The 18,746-nt window shown below is 31.2% G+C and carries 24 protein-coding genes; all 24 read right to left on the bottom strand.

The genetic code is table 11. From position 1 onward, the window contains the following. Window positions 1–21: 21 nt before the first annotated feature. From fliQ to dprA, 24 genes are read right to left on the bottom strand one after another with little or no spacing between them, the layout of a single operon-like run. Window positions 22–285, bottom strand: a complete 264-nt coding sequence (fliQ, locus tag HNR35_RS02885; protein WP_006433594.1) for a flagellar biosynthesis protein FliQ — start codon at window positions 283–285, stop codon at window positions 22–24. Between the two features lie 8 nt (window positions 286–293). Further along, window positions 294–1,058 (bottom strand): flagellar type III secretion system pore protein FliP, encoded by a 765-nt coding sequence (gene fliP, locus HNR35_RS02880; RefSeq protein ID WP_006433461.1) that lies wholly within the window; start codon window positions 1,056–1,058, stop codon window positions 294–296. Between the two features lie 10 nt (window positions 1,059–1,068). Then, a complete protein-coding gene (locus HNR35_RS02875) occupies window positions 1,069–1,695 on the bottom strand; it encodes a flagella biosynthesis regulatory protein FliZ (protein ID WP_006433544.1) in 627 nt (208 codons plus the stop codon). Beyond that, the gene (gene fliN, locus HNR35_RS02870; protein WP_006068512.1) at window positions 1,688–2,029 is read right to left on the bottom strand and encodes a flagellar motor switch protein FliN; all 342 of its coding nucleotides are present in this window, start codon (window positions 2,027–2,029) and stop codon (window positions 1,688–1,690) included. Before fliN ends, HNR35_RS02875 begins: the two co-directional genes overlap by 8 nt. Before the next feature lie 46 nt (window positions 2,030–2,075). Beyond that, the gene (fliM, locus tag HNR35_RS02865) at window positions 2,076–3,134 is read right to left on the bottom strand and encodes a flagellar motor switch protein FliM (RefSeq protein ID WP_006433563.1); all 1,059 of its coding nucleotides are present in this window, start codon (window positions 3,132–3,134) and stop codon (window positions 2,076–2,078) included. A 28-nt stretch (window positions 3,135–3,162) separates the two neighbouring features. After that, window positions 3,163–3,699 (bottom strand): flagellar basal body-associated protein FliL, encoded by a 537-nt coding sequence (fliL, locus tag HNR35_RS02860; protein ID WP_183223815.1) that lies wholly within the window; start codon window positions 3,697–3,699, stop codon window positions 3,163–3,165. A gap of 47 nt (window positions 3,700–3,746) precedes the next feature. Continuing rightward, window positions 3,747–4,529 carry a flagellar motor protein MotB gene (motB, locus tag HNR35_RS02855; RefSeq protein ID WP_183223813.1) on the bottom strand — a complete coding sequence of 261 codons (783 nt, stop codon included), beginning with the start codon at window positions 4,527–4,529 and terminating at the stop codon, window positions 3,747–3,749. Next, a complete protein-coding gene (locus tag HNR35_RS02850) occupies window positions 4,529–5,314 on the bottom strand; it encodes a motility protein A (protein ID WP_183223811.1) in 786 nt (261 codons plus the stop codon). The genes motB and HNR35_RS02850 overlap by 1 nt, the downstream gene beginning before the upstream one ends. After that, window positions 5,311–5,535 carry a flagellar FlbD family protein gene (locus HNR35_RS02845; RefSeq protein ID WP_151059951.1) on the bottom strand — a complete coding sequence of 75 codons (225 nt, stop codon included), beginning with the start codon at window positions 5,533–5,535 and terminating at the stop codon, window positions 5,311–5,313. Before HNR35_RS02845 ends, HNR35_RS02850 begins: the two co-directional genes overlap by 4 nt. 21 nt (window positions 5,536–5,556) lie before the next feature. Further along, window positions 5,557–6,885: a flagellar hook protein FlgE gene (gene flgE / locus HNR35_RS02840; RefSeq protein ID WP_006433443.1), complete on the bottom strand. Its 1,329-nt coding sequence runs from the start codon at window positions 6,883–6,885 to the stop codon at window positions 5,557–5,559. A gap of 4 nt (window positions 6,886–6,889) precedes the next feature. Then, window positions 6,890–7,333 (bottom strand): flagellar hook assembly protein FlgD, encoded by a 444-nt coding sequence (gene flgD / locus HNR35_RS02835; RefSeq protein WP_183223809.1) that lies wholly within the window; start codon window positions 7,331–7,333, stop codon window positions 6,890–6,892. Between the two features lie 13 nt (window positions 7,334–7,346). Then, window positions 7,347–8,531, bottom strand: coding sequence for a flagellar hook-length control protein FliK (locus tag HNR35_RS02830; protein WP_183223807.1), 1,185 nt, complete (start codon window positions 8,529–8,531; stop codon window positions 7,347–7,349). A gap of 7 nt (window positions 8,532–8,538) precedes the next feature. Then, on the bottom strand, window positions 8,539–9,156 hold the full coding sequence (locus HNR35_RS02825) for a periplasmic-type flagellar collar protein FlbB (RefSeq protein ID WP_183223805.1): 618 nt from the start codon (window positions 9,154–9,156) through the stop codon (window positions 8,539–8,541). Then, the gene (locus HNR35_RS02820; protein WP_006433420.1) at window positions 9,149–9,580 is read right to left on the bottom strand and encodes a hypothetical protein; all 432 of its coding nucleotides are present in this window, start codon (window positions 9,578–9,580) and stop codon (window positions 9,149–9,151) included. Before HNR35_RS02820 ends, HNR35_RS02825 begins: the two co-directional genes overlap by 8 nt. Beyond that, entirely contained in the window at window positions 9,577–10,887 is a 1,311-nt protein-coding gene (locus HNR35_RS02815) for a FliI/YscN family ATPase (RefSeq protein ID WP_183223803.1), read from the bottom strand. The genes HNR35_RS02820 and HNR35_RS02815 overlap by 4 nt, the downstream gene beginning before the upstream one ends. 18 nt (window positions 10,888–10,905) lie before the next feature. Beyond that, a complete protein-coding gene (fliH, locus tag HNR35_RS02810) occupies window positions 10,906–11,826 on the bottom strand; it encodes a flagellar assembly protein FliH (protein ID WP_183223801.1) in 921 nt (306 codons plus the stop codon). Between the two features lie 14 nt (window positions 11,827–11,840). Then, complete coding sequence (gene fliG / locus HNR35_RS02805; RefSeq protein ID WP_002556889.1) at window positions 11,841–12,875, bottom strand: flagellar motor switch protein FliG; 1,035 nt, start codon at window positions 12,873–12,875, stop codon at window positions 11,841–11,843. A gap of 15 nt (window positions 12,876–12,890) precedes the next feature. After that, the gene (gene fliF, locus HNR35_RS02800; protein WP_183223799.1) at window positions 12,891–14,600 is read right to left on the bottom strand and encodes a flagellar basal-body MS-ring/collar protein FliF; all 1,710 of its coding nucleotides are present in this window, start codon (window positions 14,598–14,600) and stop codon (window positions 12,891–12,893) included. A 14-nt stretch (window positions 14,601–14,614) separates the two neighbouring features. After that, entirely contained in the window at window positions 14,615–14,962 is a 348-nt protein-coding gene (fliE, locus tag HNR35_RS02795) for a flagellar hook-basal body complex protein FliE (RefSeq protein WP_183223797.1), read from the bottom strand. A 14-nt stretch (window positions 14,963–14,976) separates the two neighbouring features. Continuing rightward, complete coding sequence (flgC, locus tag HNR35_RS02790) at window positions 14,977–15,435, bottom strand: flagellar basal body rod protein FlgC (RefSeq protein ID WP_183223795.1); 459 nt, start codon at window positions 15,433–15,435, stop codon at window positions 14,977–14,979. A gap of 23 nt (window positions 15,436–15,458) precedes the next feature. Then, window positions 15,459–15,866, bottom strand: a complete 408-nt coding sequence (gene flgB / locus HNR35_RS02785) for a flagellar basal body rod protein FlgB (RefSeq protein WP_183223793.1) — start codon at window positions 15,864–15,866, stop codon at window positions 15,459–15,461. A 33-nt stretch (window positions 15,867–15,899) separates the two neighbouring features. After that, complete coding sequence (gene hslU / locus HNR35_RS02780; protein ID WP_183223791.1) at window positions 15,900–17,246, bottom strand: HslU--HslV peptidase ATPase subunit; 1,347 nt, start codon at window positions 17,244–17,246, stop codon at window positions 15,900–15,902. After that, entirely contained in the window at window positions 17,239–17,787 is a 549-nt protein-coding gene (gene hslV, locus HNR35_RS02775; protein ID WP_006433407.1) for an ATP-dependent protease subunit HslV, read from the bottom strand. Before hslV ends, hslU begins: the two co-directional genes overlap by 8 nt. Window positions 17,788–17,795: 8 nt before the next feature. Continuing rightward, window positions 17,796–18,740: a DNA-processing protein DprA gene (gene dprA / locus HNR35_RS02770; RefSeq protein WP_183224142.1), complete on the bottom strand. Its 945-nt coding sequence runs from the start codon at window positions 18,738–18,740 to the stop codon at window positions 17,796–17,798. Between the last annotated feature and the right edge of the window lie 6 nt (window positions 18,741–18,746).

Genomic DNA, 18,746 nt, shown 5'->3' with positions numbered 1-18,746 from the left:
AATAAAATTTTAAACCATAAATTAAACATTTTGCAATTGATTAAAAATCATATAAGTAAACTGCATAAGCTTATTCAAAATCCAAGGACCAAAAATCACAACAGTCAAAAGTATGACAATAATCTTTGGAATAAAACTTAAAGTTTGATCTTGAATAGAAGTAATAGCTTGAAAAATTGAAATCAAAAGACCAACTATAAGAGCTATAATCAACATTGGAGATGATAAAATAATAATATTTTCAATAGAAATTCTAATTAAATAAAGAATGTGTCCTGCAGTCATATATAACCTTACATAAAACTTTTAATAAGACCACTAGTAATTAAAGTCCAACCATCTACCATTACAAAAAGAATCAACTTAAAAGGCAAAGATATCATTACAGGGGGCAACATTATCATACCCATAGCCATTAAAACAGAAGCAACAATAATGTCTAAAACTATAAAAGGCAAAAATATTAAAATTCCCATCTTGAAAGCCACTTTAAGCTCATGTAAAATAAAAGCTGCAATTAAAACATGTGTTGGCACTTCGCTAAAATTTTTTGGTCGATCATAACTACTAATACTCATAAATAATCTAATCTCTTCATGACGCCCATCAGACATCTGCTTATACATAAAAATTCTAAGAGGAGCAATTCCTTTATTATAAAATTCATCAAAATTTATTTTTGACTCTTTAAGAGGTAAATAAGCTTGTTTATATATAACATTAAAGGTCGGCCACATAGTAAAAATAGTTAAAAATAAAGCCAATCCCATTACTATCTGAGTAGGGGGAGATTGTTGAAGAGATAAAGCACGCCTAATAAAATCCAAAACTATAGATATTCTCAAAAATGAAGTCATTAAAACTAAAAATGCTGGAGAAAGGGTAATAATGGTTAATAGAATTAAAAGCTGTAAAGAAAAAGCTATTTCTGAACCACTAATATTTTCAAAATTTAAAAATGGAAAATTAAGACCATTGGTGGACTGAAAAGATTTTGTTTGGGCAAAAGATAAACTTGTTACACTAAAAAATAAAAAAAAAATAAAACACTTTCTCAAAATAAACCCTCTAAAATTTCTTTAATCTATCTTGTTTATCCTTAAGTGAAGTCTCAATTTTCTTCTCAAGTTTAACATAGTCATTCCTAGAAAAAGGAATACCTTCTTTTTTAAGCAACATTTTCTTAAAGATAGATTTAAAAGAATCCTTCTTGGAAGAATTATTAATTTCGCTAAGCCTAAGTTTTAAATTTTCTAACTCCTCTTCAGATTTAACCTCTTTGAGCAAAATAGCAGAATTACTCGAAACTAAAAATATGTAAACATTGTCTAATATATTTATAATTCTTATTGAATTTTTAACATCTATCTCGTAAAAAACAAGCTCCTTAATCAAATTAGAATTTTGTTCATAATTGCTTCTTTTTGAATAAAAAATCAACTTCTTTAATAAGAAAAAAATAAAAAAAGCAACAAGTAAAAATAAAACTATCTTAACCAAATCTGAAATATTAAAAAGAGAACCTGACTGAGCACTAACATTGTTAGCAAGATTTACCTTATCCTCTTCAAAGATTGGCAAGTTAGATTCAACATCTAAATCGGTAGATACTGAATTTACTTTCTCTTGTGAATTAGCATATGTAAAAAAATTAGAAAATGCTAAAAAAACTAAAAATAAAAATTTTCTATTCATTTTTAGTTTTAATTATCTCAGTAATTCTAACTCCAAAATTTTCATCAATTACAACTACTTCTCCCCTGGCAACTATTTTACCATTCACTAAAATATCTACAGGCTCACCGGCAAGTTTATCAAGAGTAATAATTGTACCCTCAGACATACCAAGTATATCCTTTATTTTGCGCTCTGTTCTTCCAAGCTCTACAGTAAGCTGCATAGAAACATCCATTAAAAGCCCAAAATTACTAGGATCAACTCCTTCTGGCAAAGTATCAATTAAATCAGGAAGCTTAACCCCTTTTATTTCTGGCTTTTCTACATTATCACTTTTTTCATCTACACTCACAATTTAACCTCCTAATAATTTAAGCTATAATTAAATAAAATAACTATCACTCAACCTCTTCTGTAAGCTCTTTTAATAAATCAAAACCTTTTATATCTCCAATTTTTTCTGTAATTTGTACTGAAACTTTATTCCCCATTAAACCCATTCTACATTTAAACTTTTCTTTAGTTCCAACCTTTAAAGTCAAATCCTTATTGATTAGAGAAGATTCAAGATTTAAAACATCACCTTTGTTAAGCGATAAAATTTCTCTTACTTTAAGCTTAACTTCCCCTATTTCTGCTACCAAAGGCATTGCTGTATTTTCCAACTTTTCACGCAAAGCGTCAAGATTCTCACTAGTGGTTCCAACTCCAATCAAAGAATGCCAATATCTTGTTGACAATTTTGAAACAATAGGTTCTATAGTAATATAAGGTAAACAAAAATTCATAAGCCCTTCCACTTTTCCTATTTTAACCTCAAGAGTTACTAAAATAATCATCTCTGTAGGGGGGACTATTTGAGCAAACTGTGGATTGACCTCAATATGTCCAAATCTTGGCCTTAGATCAACCACCTGAGACCAAGCCTCTCTCATATTAGCAAGTATACGAATAATAACACTTTCCATGACAGACTGCTCAATTTCTGTCAAATCCCTGCTTTTATCTTTAATCGTGTCTCCATCTCCCCCAAAAAGCCTATCTACTATAGCAAATGCGATGGTTGGATCAACTTCAAAAATAGCAGATCCTTTAAGAGGATCCATGTTAATTATTGCTAAAGTTGTGGGATTTGGTATTGACCTAATAAACTCTTCATAAGTTAATTGATCAACTGAAGCCACATGAACATGAACCATTTTTCTCAAAAGAGCAGAAAGCGAGGTTGTAGTGTACCTAGCAAATGCCTCATGGAAACTTGAAACTGTTCTGACCTGCTCTTTTGAAAATTTATCCGGCCTTTTAAAGTCATACACTTTAACTTTTTGCTTTTTACCTGTAGGACTAGATATAACATTAGAAAGGGACTCATCTAACGATAAACTTTCAGATGAGTTGATAGACTCTAAAAGACTATCTATATCGTCTTGAGATAAAGCTCCTGGATTATTTGCCATCTAAAATTCCTTTAAATTTATTACATTATTACATATCAAAAATATCAATTTGGGTTAATGCTATTTCCTTTATTTCTCCATTTCTAAGAATACTATTAATTCTTGCCTTAATTTCTGCTTTTATTTGGCTTTCATTTTTTATTTCTTGGCCGGTTCTTTGACTAAAATATTCTCTAATAATATCTTTTAAGCGCACTTTTTGTCTTCCAAGCTCATTGAGAATATTAACATTATTTTCTGCATAACCTAAAGCAAGTTTTACAACAAAAGTTTTTGGAGGAACATCTAAAGTATTACCTCTAATCTCATCTATGCTTTCATACCATATAAGCATAGGGGGTTTTCCTAAGTATTCATTAGAAAAAACTGGAAAATCACTAGGAGCCCCACTTTGACTTACTACCATTTTAGATACAAAATAAGAAACAATTATCATTATCACAACAGTAAATATTCCTATTGCAAGTATCTGTAAAATTTTTATTATAATATCAGGCAATAAACCACCTTTTCTACCAGCATTAGAATCCCCTATATCTAAATTTTCATCGTCCTTATTTGGCATAATAAAATTCCTCCTATTAGTTTCTTTTTTACAGATACAAAGAATTATTACTGCGTAATTTCCTTAGGAAAACTTAAAGATGCATCCGTAGTAATTAATATATCAATTCTTCTATTATAAGCTCTGCCCTCAGGAGTATCATCTGTTGCAATAGGCCTGCTTCCACCAAAACCAGATACTTCAAACTTATTTTCAACGCTCGTAACATTAGATTGGTCTAAATAATTTAAAATATGCTCTAGCATATTAACAGATCTTGCAACAGAAAGCTCCCAATTGCTTTTCCAAGGCCCGTTTACATCAGTATCAATATTATCTGTGTGACCTTCTATTTTAAAATTATAACCCCTAGAACTTAAAACTCCAATAAAAGATGCTATTTTTTGAATAGAATCTCTATTGTCTTCAAGCTTAACATCTGCACTAGCAGAATCAAAAAATGCATCTGCTGCAAGAGATATCACAATCCCTCTCTCTTCCATCCTAACCATAATATTTTTAGACTGGATTTTCTCAATAAATTCAATCATAGACTTATTTTTAGCCGTCTGAGATGCTTGCTTATTGCGCACAGTAGAAGGCAAAGACATAAAACTATTACTCAAATAAGATAACTTATTAAAATCTAAAGCCTTACCACCTTTAAAAAATCCTGCACCCGTGAAAGAAGCAGACATTATCCTTATTACATTTTCTTGAAAAATAATATCATTTAATGAAAACATTGTAACAAAAAATACAAGTAGCAAAGTAACCATGTCTCCATAAGTCAACATATAATCTGGAGCTCCTTCATCGCATTTTAAAGACTTTTTAGTTCTCAAAGCCATTATTCACCCCCCCCAATACTACTAGCAAGATGGCTTCGATCTTTAGGAGTTAAAAAAGTCATTAATTTTTGCTCTAAAATTCTTGGATTATCTCCAGATTGAATTGACAAAACACCCTCAATTATCATTGTCTTTACCGCGGCTTCCTCAGAATCAATTTTCTCCAGCTTAAGTTGAACAGGAATAAACATTAAATTTGCCATTATGGTTCCATAAAGAGTTGTAATAAGAGCAACAGCCATAGAAGAACCAAGAGCAGACTTGTCCTCTAGGTTGCCAAGAAGAGCTACAAGCCCAATAAGAGTACCCGTCATTCCAAAAGCTGGGGCAAGCTTTGCCCAAGTTTTAAAAAGCTCTGAACCAACTTTATGCCTTTCTTGCATTTGATCAAGCTCTAAATAAAGCATAGTCTTAATTACCTCGGGATCTGCACCATCAACAACAAGCCTCATTCCTGACTTAAAAAAGGGATCATTAATTTGTTCAAGCTCATCATCAAGAGATAAAAGACCTTCTTTTCTGGCCTTTTCTGAAAGCTCTACTAATATTTTTATAATAGAAATCTTAGCATGAGAATTTCTTCTAAAAAAAAATCCTAAATACGTTGGAATTTTTTTTACAGCAATAACTTCTGAAGAAGCCATAAGAGCAGAAAAAGATCCAACAACAGTAATAAAAACAGAACTTAAATCCCAAAAAACACCAAGTCCTGTAGGGGTGAATGCCATGGAAATTAAAATAGCTCCAAATCCAACTCCCCACCCAATTATACTAGCTAAATTCATAATTCAACACCCCCATTTCCTTCTCCTACAATTTTTTCAAAAGAAGCAACTTCTTTCCTATACAGCTTAATTCTATTGACCACCTCTTCAACTTTTTCTTTTACAATTAATTTCTTGCCATTCATAAGAAGAATTGTAGTATCAGGATTAGCCTCAATACTTTCAATATGACAAGGATTTAAATAATATCCATAACCATTAAGTTTAGTTACAAAAATCATATGTTAAAAAACAATCTTAGCTTAATTTTTCAATCTTACAAGTTCTTGCAATAATTGATCAGAAGTGGTAATAGTTTTAGCATTTGCCTGAAATCCTCTTTGAGTTACTATCATATCTGTAAACTGCTCTGCAAGATCAACATTAGCCATTTCTAAAACACCAGACCTAATATCACCAAGTCCAGCAAGTCCAGTTTCACCTATTCTAGCTTGCCCTGAATTGCTTGTTTCTACAAAATTAGTATCGCCTGATTTTGCAAGTCCTCCAGGATTCATAAAAGAAGCAAGGGCAATCTTGCCAAGATCTCGCCTTATGCCATTCGAATAAACACCAACTATGACACCGTTTTGATCAATTTCATAACTTTCCATATATCCCATGCCATATCCATCTTGAATAATAGCCTTTGTGCTACTAGAATCAGCAAACTGAGTAATTGAATCGGTGTAACTCCCAACTGTTCCTAATTTTAAATTTACAGTTTGCTGTTCGCCAGCTTCACCTACATTTGCTTCTGAAACATTAAATGTTATAGGAATTTGAAGAATATCTCCTTTTTGACTTGGTTGCCCATTTAAAGACGCCAATGCCCCTTCATTGTCAAATCCAAGTGTAAAATTTGAATTTTGCTCACCATTTATTAGAACTGTTGCATTCCATAAATTAGGAGTATTTAGATCTTTTACGACTCTAAGCTCAAGAACACTAACATTCCCAAAACTATCATACAACGACTTATTGACAACCCAAGTTCCACGTGCAATATCTGCCGAACTTGCGCCTTCTTGAATTACGGGTAATCTTTTGTCAAGATTACAAGCAAAAGTAACGTTTTTAGTAGATTTTGCCCCTTCTTTATCTCCAATCGGAATAATTAGATCCTCAATATCAGAAGCTGTATTTATAACCTTCTCTCCTTCTAAATCTCTTGCCATCCAACCTTGAATTCGCATCCCATTTGCAGGATTTACAAGATGTCGATCAGAGTCCACATCAAAAGCACCAGCTCTTGTATAAAACAAATTTTTACCTTCTTTTAAAATAAAAAATCCATTACCACTAACCCCAAGATCAGATGCTTTTTGGGTACTTTGAAAAGCCCCTTGAGTGTGGATAGTGTCAATTGCAGCAACATTCATACCTAATCCAACTTGCTTGGGATTAGTCCCACCACGAACATCAGTAGGACGAGAAGCTCCAGAAATAGACTGCGATATCATATCTTGAAAATTTACCCTTCCTTTTTTAAAACCAATTGTATTAACATTCGCTATATTGTTACCAACAACATCCATTCTTGTTTGATGATTCTGAAGCCCAGAAACACCAGAATATAAAGACCTCATCATATAATTACTCCTCCAAACCTACCGATAATATGTTTTTATATACATAATAATTACCATTAACCATAACTTGGGGCATTGCGCCTGTCTTAATGCTTGTAACACGGCCTTTAACAATCTCCCCATCACCATGCTGAAATTTAATTACTTTACCTAATAAATCCAAATCTTTTCTTATTTCTAAAGAGGATGAAAGTTTTTCAAATGACTTACTCATATTAGCCATTTGCTCAAGAGTTGAAAACTGTGCCATTTGAGCAATAAATTCTTTATCTTTCATTGGATTTGTGGGATCCTGATATCTAAGTTGGGTAATGAGCAATTTTAAAAAATCATCCTTGCCAAGATTAACCTTATTAGATACATTATTAACCTTAAAATCTGATTCTTTTTTAATTCTAGCACTATTAAACAAATTAGAAACATTTTCAATGCCATTTATTTTATCCATTTAACTCCATCCTCTAAACAATTAAATTAACATTTTTATCTAAATCATAAGAAAATTCAACTTCTTCTTCAATTTGAAAAAATTTATTATAACCAAAATGGAAATTTTGATCTTTAGAGTCGTCCTTAAAATTCTTAGAAAAAGAATTTAAATTCTCGCCCGCAAGAAAAAGATTTAAGCTGGTATTAAAACCACTCTCACCAAGCATTTTATTTAATGAATGCATATTTTGGTCAAAAAGCATTTTAACATTTTGATTGTCCACCACGATCTTTCCCAATAAATTATTATTAGAATCAAGGTTTAAATTAATTCGTATACTACCAAGCTCTTTGGGCTTTAAAACCAACTTAATCTCTCCTGTATTATTCGATTTTAACACAACTTTAGCTTTATCCACAATATTTTTATTAATCTTAAGATTCCATTCAGGCTTTAAACTGCTGACAAAATCAAAACTATCAACCTCTTTAGAGCTTTTTACGTTATAATTAGCAAATTCTTCAACAAAGCCTTTTAAAGAGTTGTCTAATATTTCTTTAACCTTATACCTAACAACAAAATTTTGACCATCAATTGCATTTAAGCTAAACTTTGAAAAACCAAAATCACTGTGATTATTATTACTCTTTTTAAAATTTTTCACATCAATGTTAATAGCATTTTTTTCTTCCTTTTTATCATTCAAGCTTATCTGATTATAATAATCATCAGCCAAGAAAGTTAAAAAATCAAAGTCTAAAAAAGAACTTAAATCATTAAAAGCAAAAAAAAGTCTTTCGATTTTTTCAAAAAATTTTTCTTTGCTTAAAGAATCAAAATTATCAAAATTAAATGATAAATTTTCTTTAATATTTAAACCTTCAAAATCTAACAAAATATTCATTCTAGCAATCAAGGATTTCAAATCAGAAACAAAAGCCTCATTTTCAAGTTTTTTCAAACAAAGGGATTTATTTAAAGGAATTTTTTTTAAACTTTTAGAAATAAGTCCATTATCTTTAAAAAAATTTAAGAAATCAAATATCATTAATTTTGCCTTAGCTAACTTTTTAGATTCCGAGGACATAATTTTCAAAAAAGAACCTGAATTCCCTTTAAATTCCATTTTAGAAACATTTAAATTTAATCCTTTAATTGTATTTAAAAGATCAAACTTGTTATCATAAGCTTTATTTAAATTTAATAAATTACTCATATAAGCACTACTCCAATGAACTAACAGACATTTTTCTAATCAATATAGCAGCTTTTTTAGAATCCATAAGAGACAGCCAATAAGGAACAATTGACAACCGGCCTTCTTTTTTAGAAAGCTCTTCAATTTTTCGCATATAAGATATTGCAAGCTCGGGATTTAAATCCTCAAGCCGCTTAACAGCATCTTCTGGTGGCATATTCATTAAATATACAGCTGTTTGTAAAATATTTGCTTCCTCATCATTATATTTATTTATAATGTCATCTATTACCTTTTGTTTTAAATCTAAATCTTTCTGCCTTTGCTTAAGCTCAAATTCAAGCTTATTTAAACTGTCTTCTTTTGACTTTAAATCTTCCTTAAGCTTTTCAATCTGCTGATTCTTAATATCAATAGCTTCTCTTTCCTTCACAAGCCTAGCTTCATCAAGAATTATATTAGAATTATGATCAAAACCCAGAGAAGCTTCTCCTAAAAATTTAGTTCTTACAAACTCAGGGAAATATCTCTTAGTATTATACATTCCAAGAAAATCAACAAAGAATAATATAAAGAAAAATAAAATAGCAATTAAAAATAACAAAAAAAATGCCCTAAAAAAGAACGATAAAAAATTATTCACTTTCAATCCTCAGATTTTGACAAACTTTATAATTTATATACTCATCTAGCAGTAAGCTTTCCTTTTTTTCTCTATTTTTAATTATAGAATTATTTAAAGTTTTTATTAATATTTTAATCTTTTTTTCTTCTCTATATTTATCCACATAAATATCATAACACTCATTATAACGCTTTCTAAATTCTCCAAGAATTTTATAATTTTGTTTTTTTTTATAATTTAAAAAGTCTATATAACCTCTTATGGAAAGATCGTCAAAACTATTTAGGCTTTTTAAAAGATTAGGAATTCCATCTGAAAACTGATTTATTTTTGAAATTTCCTTATTTATATTCATTAAGTCTCTCTCGCTTAGCTTTCTATAATAGGTTCTAAAGGTTAATATTTTATTAAGCTTTTGTTTTCTAAAGTTTAAATCATTCAAGATAATATTTTCCTTATTTCATCTTCTAAATTTTCAAAATCAAATGTTTCATTTATTCCTTGTGAAATAAAATCAATAATCCTGGGATACTTGGAAATTGCAAAATCAACATCTTTATTAGATCCTTTAAGATAAATCCCTGTTCTAACAAGATCTTCATAATCTTTATAAATAGACAATAAATTTCTAGCTTTCATTATTAATTTTTGTTTTTCCAAACTCATTATTCTATGAATAGACCTTGAAGTTGAACTAAGAATATTTATTGAAGGATAAATTCCTCTGTCAAACAAATCTCTGTCTAAAATAATATGACCATCCAAAACAGCCTTAATATTATCAGCTACAGGCTCTGTAAAATCATCCCCCTCAACAAGAACAGTGTAAAACCCAGTAACACTCCCCCCATTACCATTAAAACCTGACCTTTCGAGCAAAATTGGAATTTCAACAAAAACAGAGGGCGGATAACCTTTAGCTACCGGAGGTTCCCCTAAAGAAAGAGACATCTCCCTTTTAGCATTTGCAAACCTAGTAATAGAATCAAAAAGCAAAGCCACATCTTTACCTTGCTCTCTAAAGTATTCTGCTATCATGGTAGCAACATAAGCTCCCTTATACCTTGATATAGGTGATTCATCAGAAGTTGAAACAACTAAAACACTTTTTTTTAAACGCTCCTCACCAAGTTCAAACTCAATAAACTCATTAAGCTCTCGACCTCTCTCCCCAATAAAAGCAATAACATTTACATCTGCATTTGAATTTTTTGCAATCATACCAAGCAAAGTAGATTTGCCAACTCCAGCACCAGAAAAAATACCAACCCTTTGCCCTTTTGCTACTGGCAAAAACCCATCAAGAACTTTAACCCCTGTTAATATTTGCTCTTCAAAAATACTTCTATTGATTGGATTGATTTTTTTAAAAATCAACTCTTTATATCTATTATTCAAAAATGACCCTTTGTTATCAATGGGTCTACCAAGAGAATCGATAACTCTTCCTAAAAGCTCTTCGCTAAGATTTATTTCTAAGCCTTTATTTAAAGAATAGACCTTATTTCCAACTTCAATCCCACTAAATCCTTCATAAGCCATAAGGCTAACATAAGGACCATTAAACCCTAAAACCTCTGCACACACCTTTTTATTATTTCTTTGATCAATTAAACACAAATCTCCAATAGCACACTGAGGCCCCAAACTTTCAACTAAAAGACCTTTTATTTTTTGCACTCTACCAACAAAAGCTACAGTTTCAATATCATCTACTTGTCTTAAATAATTTTCAAAAAAATTGCTCACTAAAATTCCTTTAGACACTTAACTTAATAACGAAAAATTTTTAAATTTTTCCTCTATTTTATCAAGTTGAGAAGAAATACGCGCATCAATCTCCCCAAAATTAGTTTCAATTATACAGCCACCTTTGCCTATATTAGGATCTTCTATGATTTCTAAATTTTCTATAACATCAAACCTAGAAATAAAATCACTCTTTTTATGTCTAACAATATCTAAATCATCAAGATTTACACGAATAGTAATTTGTGTTTTATCTTTTACCCTTTTCAACACCTCATTAACATTTTCTAAGACAATGTCTTTTTGAGAATCTGTAATCCTCTTAATAACCTTAATTGCAATTTGCATAACAAGACTTACTATCTGAGCACTCGAGGATTCAAGAATACCTTTTCTTTCAGCGATCAAAGATGCTATTATGCTATGCAACTTTCTCATAACTTTGTCAAAATCTTCAAAACCACTTTCATAACCTTTGCTATACCCTTCTTCTCTACCCTTAGCTGTTGCTATTTCAAGATCTGTTTTTAATTTTTCCTCATACTCTCTTGCTAGTCTTTCAATCTCGGCATTAGATTCAGATTCAATAGATTCCTTCTTATAAATAGCTTCCTTTTGTAAAAGATCTGACTCTTGCTTAGCTGCTTCTAATACTTCCTTGGCTTTTATCTTAGCCTCTTCAATCATCCTCTCAGATTCAATTCGAACTTCTTCTTTAGCAAGCTTTTGTCTTTTAATAAGCTCTTCTTCAAGTTGTAATTTCTCATCTTTTAATAATTGTAACTCTTCTTTAAGATTGGCAATTTGACTTTCTATGTCGTAAACTTTGCCTTCCTTCTCCTTGATTTCCAAAGATTCAAAAACAGGCTTTGCTATCTCAACAAGCTCAAACTTTAATGAATTATCAACTTCTGATGATTTATATAAAACCTTAGGCAAACAAAACTCCTTTATCAGACAAGCACATCTTCCTCACCACCTCTTGAAATAACTATTTCTCCTTGTTCTTCCAATTTTCTAATAAGAGAAACAATTTTTTGCTGGGATTCCTCAACGTCTTTTCGCCTAGTAGGTCCCAAAAATTCCATATCCTCCTTAAGCATTGAGGCTGCTCTTTTTGACATGTTTTTGAAAATTTTTTCTTGGACAGGAATATCTACAGATTTTAAAGCCTTTGCCAACTCTTGACCATCTATTTCTCTTAAAACTCTTTGTATAGATCTGTCATCAAGCAAAACTATATCCTCAAATACAAACATTTTCTTCTTTATCTCTTCTGCAAGCTCTGGATCTTCTTCTTCAAGAGATTCAATAATAAACTTTTCCGTCTTTCTATCGGCCATATTAATTATCTCAACAACATTGTCAACTCCTCCTGCTGATGTGTAATCTTCTGAAGAAAGAGAAGCTAATTTTTTTTCAAGAACTCTTTCAACCTCTCTTACAACCTCAGGAGAAGTTCTATCCATTAATGCGATTCTCCTTGCAACATTGGTCTGCACCTCTGTAGGCAAACTAGAGAGAATAAAAGAAGCTTTTTGGGGATCAAGGTATGAAAGTATTAAAGCAATTGTTTGAGGATGTTCTTGTTGAATAAAGTTTAAAATATTTGCAGGATCTGCTCTTCTAACAAATTCAAAAGGCCTAGACTGTAAAGCAGATCCCAAGTTATTAATAATGTCAACTGCTTTTTGGGTCCCAAGAGACTTTTCAAGAAGCTCTCTTGCATAATCAATTCCGCCCTTTTGAATAAATTCTTGAGCCATCATTAATTCTTTAAACTCTAAAAGGACATTATCTTTAAGCTCAGAAGTAATTGTCTCAAGCTTTGCTATCTCAAATGTCAAAGACTCTATCTCTTCTTGAGAAAGATACTTAAACACTTTAGAAGAGATTTCAGAACCTATTGAAACCAACAAAATAGCAGCCTTTTGCTTACCTGTTAAAGCAGAAACATCAAGGATCTCCTTTTCTTTTTTTTCTTCCATATCAATTACTACCTTCTACGCGTTTTTCAAAAGCCATGTTCTTATAAGCTTAGCAACATCTTCTGGCTTTTCTCTGGCTAAAAGCTCAGCATTGTTTTGAAGCTCATCGCCTTCTCTAATCCCACCAACAACATCATCAACACCAATATCATCACCACTATCCATTAAGGCTTGCTGACGCCTTAAATGCGCCTGCTTTGCCAATTCCTCTTCTCTAAGACGTCTTCGTCTTTCAAGTTCTCTAGAAATAGCAAAAAATATTGTAAACATTAAAATTAATAGTGAAAATATTATACTTGCAATAAACAAAAAATATTTAAACCTTTCACTTGCAAAATAATTTTCATCCATTTCTCTAAATTCATTCATACGATCAAAAGAAATATTTCTAACAGTTATTGAATCACCTCTTTCTGGCTTATATTCAAAAGAACTTTGCAAAACATCTTCAATATTTTTTATTTCTTCTAATGCCATAGGCTTATATTCTCTTTTTCTCATTCCATTTTCTATTACAAAATTTCCCTTCTCATCATACACAAAATTCCAAATACCATCCACGAAAATACCAAGAGAAACACCTACAATCCTAGCAGGTTCTTTTTCGCTTGTAGATTTTTTTTCATTTAAAGCAACATTTTTAATCTCTTGAGACTCATTATATTTGCCAGTAATATCGCTTAAATCTTGATATTCAGGGGGAGTATTGCCTTCCTGCCCAGGAGGCCCCCAAGGACTATATCCTTGTCCCTGATATTCTTTTTTTTGCGTCTGAGAAGATATAATAGTTGAATCACTTACTTTTCTAGTATTGTAAGAAGCTTTTGGATCTTGGGATTGAAGCTCAATAGGAGCATACTCTTTAGATTCTGTGGTTTCCTTTGAAGTATCAAGCTTTACATTTATTCTGGCTATCATGAATCTATCAACAGATAAGACCTTACCTAATGCGGAGTCGATTTCCCCTCTAAGCATAGCTTCATACTTAAGCTTTAACTTGCGTTCTTTTTCTGCCAAATCTATTCTATCTATCCCATCTAAATTAGAAAAATCATTTAGAATGGTTCCACTATTATCAACAATAGCAATATTATCTGACTCAAGACCTTCAATGGCATACTGAATAAGCTTAACAAGTCCTTCGATTTTTTTTCTATTGGTAATAATATCAGAACCGGGTCTTGGAGTAATCCTAACAGATGCCTTAACAGGCTCTTGTGATTCTTTAAAAAGAGCCTTCTCTGGCATAACAAGATTCACACTAACAGCATCAACATCATCTAAAGCTACAATATGCTGCTCAACCGCTCTTGTAATAGATCTTCTAAGATTAATACTTCTTTCAAAATCAGTAATAGTCCATCTATCGATATCAAATAAAGCCCATGGATCCATATGAACGGGCACAAGCTCTTCTCTGACAAGAATTGCCCTCATTTTTTTTGCAAGCTTTTCATCATCTAAATAAATTCTTCCATCGGAACTTAAAATATACTTAACATTTTCTCTGTCAAGTCTCTGCGATATCCTATCTAAGAGATACTGATCTTTAATCTCAACCCCAAAAAGAGCAATACTTTGGCTTTTAGTAGAAAGCCCTATCAAAAAAACAAACGCAAGAACCACAAAAAAAATAATCAACCCTAAGGCTATTTTTTGAACCGTACTAGCTTTTTTGAAGATTCCTTTTGCTGAAACAAAGAAATTAGTAAAAAAATTGCTCAAAATCTCATAGCTCCTTAACGAATATTGATTATATCTTGATAAGCCTTCACGCCTCTTTCAACAACAGCCTTTAAAATGCTTAAATTCATATTGGCCTTAGACATAGCTATTACAAAATCATGAACATCAACGTTACTAGGTCGAAGAATAGCTTGTTCCATAACTTTAGAAACATTTAATTGGCTTTTATTGACATCAGTAACCGTATTTATTAAAACATCCTTAAATGTTTTAATATCATTGTCTTTGACAGTGACAGTGTCTTTAGAACTAAAAAGATTCACATCAAAATGCAAAGGGCTTTTTTTAACCAAATTAACATTATTCTCTTTATTCTCTGTAAAAAAAGCATCTATTCTCACTAATAGTCTCTCCTTTAGCTTTGAAGTATAGCTAATGCACTTCTAAACATAGACTTACTACTATTAATAACAGTAGAATTTGCCTCATAAGCACGAGAAGCTGAAATCATATCTACCATTTCTTCAACTAAATTAACATTAGGAAGCTCTACATAACCTTTTTTATCCCCAGAACTTATTGAATCAGGATGAGTTGGATCATATTTTAACTTTAATGGAGACCTATCTTTTTCAATACTAGCTACCCTAACCCCTTGCCCAATACCATTATCAAGATAATCTGGAATAAAAGGCCCTTTCCAATAAGGATTATTAATCCTTGGGGCAAAAATAATCCTTTGCCTTCTATAAGGCCCACCATCAGGGGTTCTAGAAGTAGAAACATTTGCAATATTATTAGAAATAACATCAATTCTCAACCTTTGTGCTGTTAATCCTGTTGAAGCTACATTAATACTTGAAAACAATCCCATTTTACATTCCTTAAAATATTAATTTATTTTAATACAATATTTATACTTTTAAAATAATGCGCTTGAACATTAGTCATAAGATGATACATCATTTGATTTTGTACAAGTGCCTTAATCTCAGAATCAATATCAACATTATTGCCATTATTATTCATAGTTGAAAAATGATCAAGAACTCTGTGAGGCTTGACATCTGAATATTCTGGACTTTTAAGCCTAGATAAATGCTTATCGCTAGACTTAATTAAGTTTAGATTATTTTTATCTTTATTTAATAAAGCTTTCTCAAGCTCTGCCTCAAAAGAAATTTTGCTTCTTTTAAAATTTGGAGTATCTACATTTGCTATATTATCAGAAACAACACTTTGCCTTAAACTTAGAACATCTAAATACCTGTGTGAAAAATCTACAGATCTTTCAAAGTCATTCAAATCAAAACCCCCTCTATTTAAAATTGCTTTTAACTAAATTATATAATAATTTAAATCTTTTTGTTCGTTAATTTGTATTTTTTTATTAACATAGTCCAAGTTTATTTCAAATTTTTTTAACTTACTACCAGGTACCTCAAAAAAAAGATCTGCAAGTACTCTTTCCATAACACCGTGAAGTCTTCTTGCACCAAGATTTTCATTCTCAAGATTCATATTAAAAGTAAACTCTGCAATTCTATCTATAGCCTCCTCGCTAAACTTTAAATCCAAATTATAAACCTTAAACATAGCAACATATTGCTTTATTAAAGAATTTTTTGTTTGTTTTAAAATTTTTTTAAAATCGTCTATGCTTAAACTCTTAAGCTCAACTTTAATTGGAAATCTTCCTTGAAGCTCGGGTATTAAATCAGAAGGTTTGGCTAAATTAAATGCTCCTGCTGCAATAAACAAAATATGAGAAGTATCAACTATTCCATATTTTGTATTAACTTTAGAACCTTCAATAATTGGCAAAATATCTCTTTGAACGCCTTCTCTAGATACATCATTACCACTCCTATTCTTAGCAGCTATCTTATCGATCTCATCAATAAAAATAATTCCCATATTCTCAACTTTAGATTTTGCAATATCTGAAATATTTTCATGATCAACCAATTTCTCAAGTTCTTCTGCTAAAATTATTTCTTTTGCCTTTTTAATTTTCAATTCTCTTTTCTTTTTTCTATCAAATATATTGCCTAATAAACCACCAATTCCCATATCGATCTCTTCAAAATTACCACCTGTAAATATTTCTATTGTAGAAAATGGCATTTTACTAGAAATTTGTATTTCAATAGTAGTATCATCAAGCTCGCCTGCTCTAAGTTTTTTCCTAAGCTTATCTTTTACTTTTTCTTCCGCTTTTATTTCATTTGGATCTACATTCTCAGAATTGCCAGACCCTTTAAAAAGACTCTCAACTATTCTCTCCTCTGTTTTTACTAAAGCATCTTCTCTTACAGTGTTATACATCTCTTCTTTTACCATATTAACTGCAATGCCCATCAAATCTCTAACCATAGATTCAACATCACGACCAACATAACCAACCTCAGTATATTTTGTAGCCTCTACTTTAATAAAAGGAGCTTTAATTAACTTAGAAAGCCTTCTTGCAATCTCAGTTTTTCCAATGCCGGTTGACCCAATCATAATAATGTTTTTAGGCATTACCTCATCTTTTATTTCTTTTGGAAGCCTAGACCTTATATATCTATTAACAAGAGCAATCGATACTAATTTTTTAGCTTCGTCTTGACCTATTATGTACTTATCAAGTTCTGCAACTACATCTTTAGGAACTATATAATGTTCTTCTAATTTATTCATTTTCAATCTCCTCAAGTACAATGTTAGAATTAGTATATATACATACTCTTGCTGCTATTTTTAAAGATCTAAGAGCAACCTCAAAAGCACTTAATTTTTTGTTCTCCATATAAGCAAGAGCTGCTGAGTATGCATAATTGCCACCACTACCGATTGAAATAACATCCTCTTCTGGTTCAACAACATCGCCGGTACCAGAAATCAAAAGAATATTCTTAGAATCAGCAACAAGCATCATCGCTTCAAGCTTATGCAGTATTTTGTCAGAACGCCAATCTTTCGCAAGGTCAACAGCCGCCCTTTTAATGTCCACCAAACCATCACCTTTTGCCTTGATTTTTTCTTCAAATTTTTCAAAAAGAGTAATTGCATCAGACGTTGAACCTGCAAATCCTGCCAAAATTTTGCCATTAAGCAATTTTCGTATTTTAATAGCATTACTCTTTAAAACAGTATGTCCAAAAGTTACTTGTCCATCTGCTGCCACCACAGTCTTACCATTTTTTTTTATTGCAATCACTGTAGTTCCTTTAAAGCCCATATTACCCCCTATTTATATACCTCTTTTAAAAGTTCTCCAATAAGAACATCAGACACATCTTTACAATCACAACACTCTTTAGAATCATCTTCAATATTATTGGAATCTACATATTTAATATTTAATAAAGTATAAAGATCCTTAACGGTTTTTATTTCTTGAGCACCAAAGCTGTGTAATTTTACAGCTCCTTCTCCACAAAAATCTAAATCATAAACATAAATGTCAAGCCCTAAATCAAGCCCAAGTTCAGCTGTAATCAAAGCCCCCGATTTTAAAGGCGCATAAGTTATAAAAATAGCATCTGATAGACCCGAGATCAATCTATTCCTTTTGGCAAAAAAATAATTTTGAATTTTATCAAATGGTAAAGTTTCAGTAATTATTCCTCCACCTTGTTCTAAAAGCTTGAAAACATATTTTCGATTTTGCTTAGGATAAATATTATCAATATCTGTTGGAATAACAGCAAATGTTCTGCTATTCTCATTGATTGCTGCTATATGAGCTTCAATATCAGCACCAATTGCAAATCCAGAAACAATCTCTACACCATTTTTTGCAAGATGTGAAGAAAATTCTCTTGTTCTCTCGGCAAGAGCTTTGCTAATTCTTCTAGAACCAACAACAGCCCAAGACAATAAAGAGGAATTCGGCAAATTGCCTTTATAGTAAATAGCAAAAGGGGGATCATAAATTCTTTTAAGCTTATTAGGATAAAGCTTAGACCCCAGAATAGCAATTTTAGCCTTTGTCCTTCGAATAACTTTTTCTTGCAATTCTACTAATTTTAAATCTGGCAACCTAAATGCTCTTCTAAACGATCTTAAAAGATAAGACTCAATGTCCTTTTGAGTCAATTTAATAATATCATTAAAGTCAAAATTATTAAAAAGTTTCAATTTTTCTTTGCTTTTTAAAAATTTCAAGTTATCAATATAAAGCAATTTCATCATAAA

This window comes from Borreliella spielmanii (assembly GCF_014201705.1).
Lineage (GTDB): Bacteria > Spirochaetota > Spirochaetia > Borreliales > Borreliaceae > Borreliella > Borreliella spielmanii.
Note: the sequence above shows the minus strand (reverse complement) of the source record. Positions and strands in the feature narration are given on the sequence as shown.

Bases quoted from the DNA above. Each gene is read 5' to 3' on its own strand.
- motB (WP_183223813.1), bottom strand. From the start codon at position 4,529: ATGGCTTTGAGAACTAAAAAGTCTTTAAAATGCGATGAAGGAGCTCCA.
- flgC (WP_183223795.1), bottom strand. From the start codon at position 15,435: ATGGGATTGTTTTCAAGTATTAATGTAGCTTCAACAGGATTAACAGCA.
- fliL (WP_183223815.1), bottom strand. From the start codon at position 3,699: ATGCCAAATAAGGACGATGAAAATTTAGATATAGGGGATTCTAATGCT.
- flgD (WP_183223809.1), bottom strand. From the start codon at position 7,333: ATGGATAAAATAAATGGCATTGAAAATGTTTCTAATTTGTTTAATAGT.
- fliQ (WP_006433594.1), bottom strand. From the start codon at position 285: ATGACTGCAGGACACATTCTTTATTTAATTAGAATTTCTATTGAAAAT.
- fliG (WP_002556889.1), bottom strand. From the start codon at position 12,875: ATGGAAGAAAAAAAAGAAAAGGAGATCCTTGATGTTTCTGCTTTAACA.
- flgE (WP_006433443.1), bottom strand. From the start codon at position 6,885: ATGATGAGGTCTTTATATTCTGGTGTTTCTGGGCTTCAGAATCATCAA.
- HNR35_RS02830 (WP_183223807.1), bottom strand. From the start codon at position 8,531: ATGAGTAATTTATTAAATTTAAATAAAGCTTATGATAACAAGTTTGAT.
- HNR35_RS02875 (WP_006433544.1), bottom strand. From the start codon at position 1,695: ATGAATAGAAAATTTTTATTTTTAGTTTTTTTAGCATTTTCTAATTTT.
- dprA (WP_183224142.1), bottom strand. From the start codon at position 18,740: ATGAAATTGCTTTATATTGATAACTTGAAATTTTTAAAAAGCAAAGAA.
- hslU (WP_183223791.1), bottom strand. From the start codon at position 17,246: ATGAATAAATTAGAAGAACATTATATAGTTCCTAAAGATGTAGTTGCA.
- HNR35_RS02845 (WP_151059951.1), bottom strand. From the start codon at position 5,535: ATGATTTTTGTAACTAAACTTAATGGTTATGGATATTATTTAAATCCT.
- HNR35_RS02850 (WP_183223811.1), bottom strand. From the start codon at position 5,314: ATGAATTTAGCTAGTATAATTGGGTGGGGAGTTGGATTTGGAGCTATT.
- hslV (WP_006433407.1), bottom strand. From the start codon at position 17,787: ATGGGCTTTAAAGGAACTACAGTGATTGCAATAAAAAAAAATGGTAAG.
- fliM (WP_006433563.1), bottom strand. From the start codon at position 3,134: ATGGCAAATAATCCAGGAGCTTTATCTCAAGACGATATAGATAGTCTT.